This is a genomic window from Microcoleus sp. PH2017_12_PCY_D_A (assembly GCF_020738565.1).
Lineage (GTDB): Bacteria > Cyanobacteriota > Cyanobacteriia > Cyanobacteriales > Microcoleaceae > Microcoleus.
On sequence record NZ_JAEQCI010000200.1, the window covers coordinates 1 to 6,018 of the forward strand.

The 6,018-nt window shown below is 44.5% G+C and carries 4 protein-coding genes and 1 pseudogene; 3 read left to right on the forward strand and 2 right to left on the reverse strand.

Translation table 11 applies throughout. The features are described 5' to 3' along the window. Window positions 1-99: 99 nt before the first annotated feature. Window positions 100-1,962 (forward strand): ATP-binding protein, encoded by a 1,863-nt coding sequence (locus tag JGK39_RS32220; RefSeq protein WP_293296625.1) that lies wholly within the window; start codon window positions 100-102, stop codon window positions 1,960-1,962. Between the two features lie 268 nt (window positions 1,963-2,230). Here JGK39_RS32220 and JGK39_RS32225 read toward each other — a convergent pair. Then, window positions 2,231-2,959: pseudogene (locus tag JGK39_RS32225) on the reverse strand (IS1 family transposase). Window positions 2,960-3,044: 85 nt separating this feature from the next. Here JGK39_RS32225 and JGK39_RS32230 point away from each other — a divergent pair. Together JGK39_RS32230 and JGK39_RS32235 are read left to right on the forward strand one after the other, a co-directional pair. After that, the gene (locus JGK39_RS32230; protein ID WP_366048882.1) at window positions 3,045-3,242 is read left to right on the forward strand and encodes a hypothetical protein; all 198 of its coding nucleotides are present in this window, start codon (window positions 3,045-3,047) and stop codon (window positions 3,240-3,242) included. A 377-nt stretch (window positions 3,243-3,619) separates the two neighbouring features. Next, a complete protein-coding gene (locus tag JGK39_RS32235; protein ID WP_366048881.1) occupies window positions 3,620-4,834 on the forward strand; it encodes a response regulator in 1,215 nt (404 codons plus the stop codon). 105 nt (window positions 4,835-4,939) lie between these two features. On the opposite strand, the gene JGK39_RS32240 is transcribed toward JGK39_RS32235, so the two are convergent. Next, window positions 4,940-5,887: a DUF1350 family protein gene (locus JGK39_RS32240; RefSeq protein ID WP_293260420.1), complete on the reverse strand. Its 948-nt coding sequence runs from the start codon at window positions 5,885-5,887 to the stop codon at window positions 4,940-4,942. Between the last annotated feature and the right edge of the window lie 131 nt (window positions 5,888-6,018).

Here is a 6,018-nt window from a genome sequence, read left to right on the forward strand (position 1 = left end):
TCAAGCCTATGGATTTGTTAATTTCGACAATTTTCGAGATCGACTATTAGCTTGCTTTTCTAATTAGCTTTTCTTATCACCGCAAACCCAGAAGACCCGATGCAGCACTGGGCAAATCACGCACCGATGAATTTTTTGCACAAATTATGCTTGGTTGATGCAGAGAAACATCGAGTGCTCAATCAAAAGATGGAAGCAATAGAAATGTACGATCGCGCAATTCACCTCGCCAAAGAAAACGATTACATCCAAGAAGAAGCCTTAGCCCAGGAACTCACAGCTAAATTTTACCTCGGCTGGGGCAAGGAAAAAGTCGCTGAAGCCTATATGCAGCAAGCTTACTACTGCTACGCCCGCTGGGGTGCTAAAGCTAAAACCGATGACTTAGAAACCCGCTATCCCCAACTGCTGATTCCCATATTGCAGCCCCAGCAATCTCGCCCTCTGCTGGGCGAAACCCGGTTTCAAGTCGATAAATCTTCATTGAGCGATCGAACTATCCAAACAACCCGCTCTAGCAGCAGCAGCATTTCTGAATCCCTCGATTTTGCCACCATTTTCAAAGCATCGCAAGCTTTATCGAGTCAAATTCAACTAAAGCAATTGCTTTGCACTTTAATGCAGCTTGTGATGGAAAATGCCGGGGCAAAAAAGGCGGCTTTGCTGTTGCTCAAAGATGGCACTCTGGCTGTGGAAGCCCTAGCAAACCTGAACGAAAGCGTTACCTTGCTATCAGTGCCGTTAGAAAAGGGCGAATCGCTTCCCATCACACTGATCGACTATGTTAAACGCACCTTAAAAACCGTCGTGCTGGATGATGCGACAGCAGGAACCGATTTTATTGCTGACTCGTATTTCGTGCAGCAACAGCCCAAAAGCGTGCTGTGCGAGCCGATTTTGTATCAGGGTAAATTAATCGGGTTGCTGTATTTGGAAAATCAATTAACGATTGGCGCATTTACTGGCTCGCGCCTCGAAGTCGTGCAACTTTTGTGCGCCCAAGCCGCGATTTCTCTGGAAAATGCCCGCCTTTACAAACAATCCCAAGATTACGCGCAGCAATTAGAGCGATCGCTCGAAGATCTGCAACAAGCCCAACTGCAAACGATCCAAAACGAAAAAATGGCAACTTTGGGCAATTTAGTAGCCGGTGTAGCGCACGAAATCAACAATCCGATTGGCTTTATCACAGCCAGCGTCAACAACGCCGAAGAATACATTCAAGACTTGCTCGCCCACCTTCAATGCTATCAAGAACATTATCCCGAACCGGCGCCATCCGTCACCGATCATGCCGAAGATATTGACTTAGAATTCCTCGTCGAAGACTTGCCGAAGCTAATCCCGTCGATGAAAATAGCATCGCAGCGGATTCGCGAGATTAGCACGACCCTCCGCACTTTTTCCCGAGCCGATACCGCCGAAAAAGTCGCTTGCAACCTCCACGAAGGGATTGACAGTACGCTGTTGATTTTGAAATACCGCCTCAAAGCTAATGATAAACGTCCGGCAATTGAGATTGTAAAAAACTACGGTAATTTGCCGCTTGTCAAGTGTTTTTTCGGACAATTAAATCAAGTGTTTATGAATATTCTCGCTAACGCGATCGATGCTTTGGATGCAGCGTGCGTTGGGCAAACATGGGCCCAATTACAGGCTGAACCTAAGCAAATTATGATTTGTACTTCCAGGTCGATCGACTTGCAAACTGTAACAATTCGTATCAAAGATAACGGCCCGGGGATGTCAGAGCCAGTAAGATTGCGGATATTCGACCACTTGTTTACTACCAAAGAGGTTGGGAAGGGGACGGGATTGGGATTGGCGATCGCCCGACAGATTGTAGAAACAACCCACGGAGGGACTTTAGATGTAGAATCAACCCTAGGGCACGGTACAGAATTTATCATTCGTATTCCTATTTTAGATAAAACGGCGGTTTCAACCGCGATCGACCGATAACTCGTATGTGCCGAAGCGCCCGTCATTTGAGGCGTGAGGTCAAACTACACAAACGTAGGCGTTAGCCTTCTTAAAGGCTAGTTCGAGCGAAGGAGGGACTGATAAATCTGGAATATACGATCGCACAGGCTTGTGTTCTAAATTACAGCGTAGCAATCAAAATTAGAATAGAACAATACTAAATAGACTATTTTATATAACTCAAATTGTGGGTAGTGCCCTGAAGGGAAGGATCGGAACAAAACCGAATTCAAATTAAAACAGGTATCTAGAGTTGTAAATTAGCATTATAATGATGCACAAAACGCCAAATTGCTGCAATAGGATTTTCCAATTTTTTAGATAAGGATAAACTCTTTCTCACCAACCCTTGATACTCGTTGTCGAATGGTGCAGTTAAATCGTTCGATATAGCTCGTACAACCACTATCTTTATCTACACGGCGCGATGACGTTTACGCTTGTAATACAGAATCATAGGCACTCCAATGATCAGTATAAATTACTGCACATTGACGGTAAACTGGTGGCATTGAATTCCATAAAGCTTGAGCTGATACTGCACTACGATCCCCAATATGTACACCAACAATTTCCCTAGTCTCGGCATCCAATGCAAGCCATACCCACTGCTGATTTCCTTTATTATCAACTTGCCGACCATAACTCATCCATCTGAACACTCAAGCGCTTTTTTGGCTTGGGGCTGACCTCCACTTGCTTCTTTTCAACAACAGAAGAGAGCATTTACGTAGCGCTGCACAGTATCTTATGATACTTGTAGCACCCGAGCAATTCCTGCCTGAGAAATACGTTCTTTTAGCATCCGTGACATTAATTCCTGTTGTTCCTTGGTAATCGCTTGACCTGTCGGATTTAGAACAAATTGACGACCACATTCTCGACATTTGTAGTTTTGCTTCCGATGCCGAGTCTGACCGTTACGACTGACTTCTTTTGAACCACAACGTGGGCAACAATGAATGAATACTGTCATATCATACTAGGGCAAACACTTGTCTCTAATAGTAGCTTAAGTTTACTTCGATCCTTTCCTTCAGGGCACTACCGGATTCCAGTTTTTGCATAATTTGCGATCGCATCCAGAACTACAACATCACATCGTGCTGGTTTCTTCGGCTAGTGTCTTTGAGATCGATCGCCACAATAGCATTAAAGCGGGCGGCAATGATTTCTTACCCAAACCCATTCAAGCTGAAATATTGCTAGAACAATTGCAAAAGTATTTAGAGTTAGACTGGATTTACCGGCGTTGCTGAACTTGAGTATGAATTCAGGGTTTTCATGCTTGAGCCCAAAACAGACTCTTTACGCCTTTGAGTCTTTGTGCAGAACATAATTCATACTGTCAATCAGCAACGCCGACTGGATTTACCAAGAGAAGAAAGGCGATCGACTTTCTCAGCCTGATGTCGATCGAGAAATTAAGCCACCATCTCACGCCATTTTAACCCAACTTTCTCAACTAGCCAAAGTCGGCGATCTCGATGGGGCGATCGAAATCGCCCAGCAAATCCCAGATGGGGATACTGCCGCTTTTGTCCGAGAACTTATCCAGCTTGCGGAGGCGTGCGAGCTCAAACAACTGCGGGCATTTATTCAGCAGTATCTCGCTTAATGTGTAGCATTAGAAACTATGATTGACTCAACCAGTCCTTTTATTTTGATTGTGGATGACAATCCAGCCAACTTGTCTATCCTCTCCAAAACCTTAAAATCTGAAAACTACAAAATTCCCATGGCAGTGGATGGCGAAGAAGCCCTAGCTATGGTGGCCTATGCTCAGCCAGCTCTAATTTTACTCGACGTGCAAATGCCCAAAATGGACGGTTTTGAAGCCTGCCGCCGCCTCCAAGCAGACCCCGCTACTCAAGGTATCCCCATAATTTTTATGACGGCTTTGGCAGATACGGAAAATAAAATCAAAGGCTTGTCCTTGGGGGCGGTGGACTACATTACCAAACCTTTTGAACCCCAGGAAGTATTAGCAAGGGTGAAAGTTCACTGGCACCTCAAGCAGCTCGCCGACACCTTAGAACAACGAGTTGCAGAACGTACCGATGAGTTGGAGAAAGCCCAATTGCAATTGGTGCAGCAAGAAAAACTCTCCACTCTGGGACAACTGGTGGCGGGCGTTGCTCATGAAATTAACAATCCCATTGCTTGTGTCGTAGGTAATGTCAGTGCTGTGGAAGATAGCATTAACGATGTATTTGATTTGATCGATCTGTATCGCCAACAGTTCCCCGAACCCGGCCCGACAATTGAGGCATCTCTAGACACGATCGATCTAGAATATCTGCGGGAAGATTTGCCAAAGTTAATCAGAGCCATGAAAGATGGGGGCGCTCGCATTACATCAATCAGTAAAAGTCTCTGCACTTTCTCCCGCGCTGACAGCGATGTCAAGCAAAAATTTAACTTACATGAAGGTATCGATAGCACTATCCTAATTCTGCGCCATCGCCTCAAGGCAAATAATCTGCGTCCAGCAATTGAAGTGATTGCTAACTACGGCGATGTGCCAGCGATTAATTGTTTCCCCGGACAATTAAATCAGGTGTTTATGAATATTCTCGCCAATGCGATCGATGCTTTGGATGCAGCGAGCATTGGACGAACCTATGCCCAGCTAGAGGCCCAACCTGGGCGAATTATCATTTCTACTCAAATGTCGATCGACCTTTCAACCGTAGCAATTCGTATCAAAGATAACGGCAACGGTATATCTGACTCAGTAAAATCCCGCGTATTTGACTATTTGTTTACTACCAAAGAGGTTGGCAAGGGGACTGGGTTGGGATTGGCGATCGCTAAGTCTATCGTAGAAGAACCCACAGCGGTAAGTTAAGCTGCCACTCTGCGGTGGGTGAAGGAACAGAATTTGCGATCGAACTTCCGCTGTAAAAAATATTACATTGTGTCCCGTCGCTCGATCGTGCAATCGGATGTGATATTATCGATCGACCTTGGATGCGGACTTGAGCTTCAAAGCGCTTAAAAATTTAACGCATTCAGCTTCAAGAAATCGGTATTTAATCGGCTTGATGAAGGCATTAAAATGATTTAACCCAACAATATAATTGCCAGTTTCGATAGCGATAGGGGATAAATGAGTGCCTTCTATTTCCCGAGTTAAAACTGGTAAATCTCTAGCTTTCAATTGTTCAACAAACCACAGCACATCGCTATTTTTTTGTACTTCCAAACCTTGGTCAATATCCCTGACTGAGCCTGCTATGTCATCTCGATCGAAAGAAATCAGTGCAGTTAAATTAAACAAAGAACTGCTAGCAATAAAACATTGGGTTTCAGCTCTTGTCGGCCGCACTCCCAAACCGAGTTTGTCTAACAGCACTGCGAGCGAGCGAATCGGAATTGCACTCTCGGTGTTGCTGATATCGGGAGCAATTAATAAAGACGGTTGACCTTTAATTGAAGGTGTCTCGATACTGCTATTATAGATTAACTTTTGAATTTGTCGGTTTTCATCTTGGCCATAACATTGATTCGCAATATTTTGCCAATTGGCATCGCTTAAAAACTCTAAAATAGCGATGTACTTGCATCCCAAACTGTGACCCACCCAAAAATAGCTCGATCGCTCTTGATAAATATCCGACTCCCAACCCAATTTTTTCGCAACTTCCGTTAGTTCTTTCCTAAGTATCTCCTGTTCTTGCAATAAACTAACTGCGATCGGCCAGTGGCGAAAACTAAACCTAAACGGCAAAGCCACAATTGTATAGCCGTCGGCAAACAACTCTTTTAAAAAATGTCTGTAAAATAGAGTTGGAAAAGTGCCAAAAAAAGTGCCACCTATAAATTGAATAACACCTTTTGGCTGGGGGTGAACCGCTACCCAGCTAAAGGAAATTGGCTGAAACTTAAATACTGGTTGCATCCGAATAATCCTCATACCATTTTCAATTTTCAATTTTCAACGTTTGATCGTTCGGAATTCAGTCGGAGCCAAAAACTCGCTCGGACTGAATTCCTCACTACCAACTAGCGGCAAGGTGCGCAGTGCGCACC

Excerpts from the sequence above, each read along its gene's own strand:
- JGK39_RS32220 (WP_293296625.1), top strand. The coding sequence starts at position 100 with ATGCAGCACTGGGCAAATCACGCACCGATGAATTTTTTGCACAAATTA.
- JGK39_RS32235 (WP_366048881.1), top strand. The coding sequence starts at position 3,620 with ATGATTGACTCAACCAGTCCTTTTATTTTGATTGTGGATGACAATCCA.
- JGK39_RS32240 (WP_293260420.1), bottom strand. The coding sequence starts at position 5,887 with ATGCAACCAGTATTTAAGTTTCAGCCAATTTCCTTTAGCTGGGTAGCG.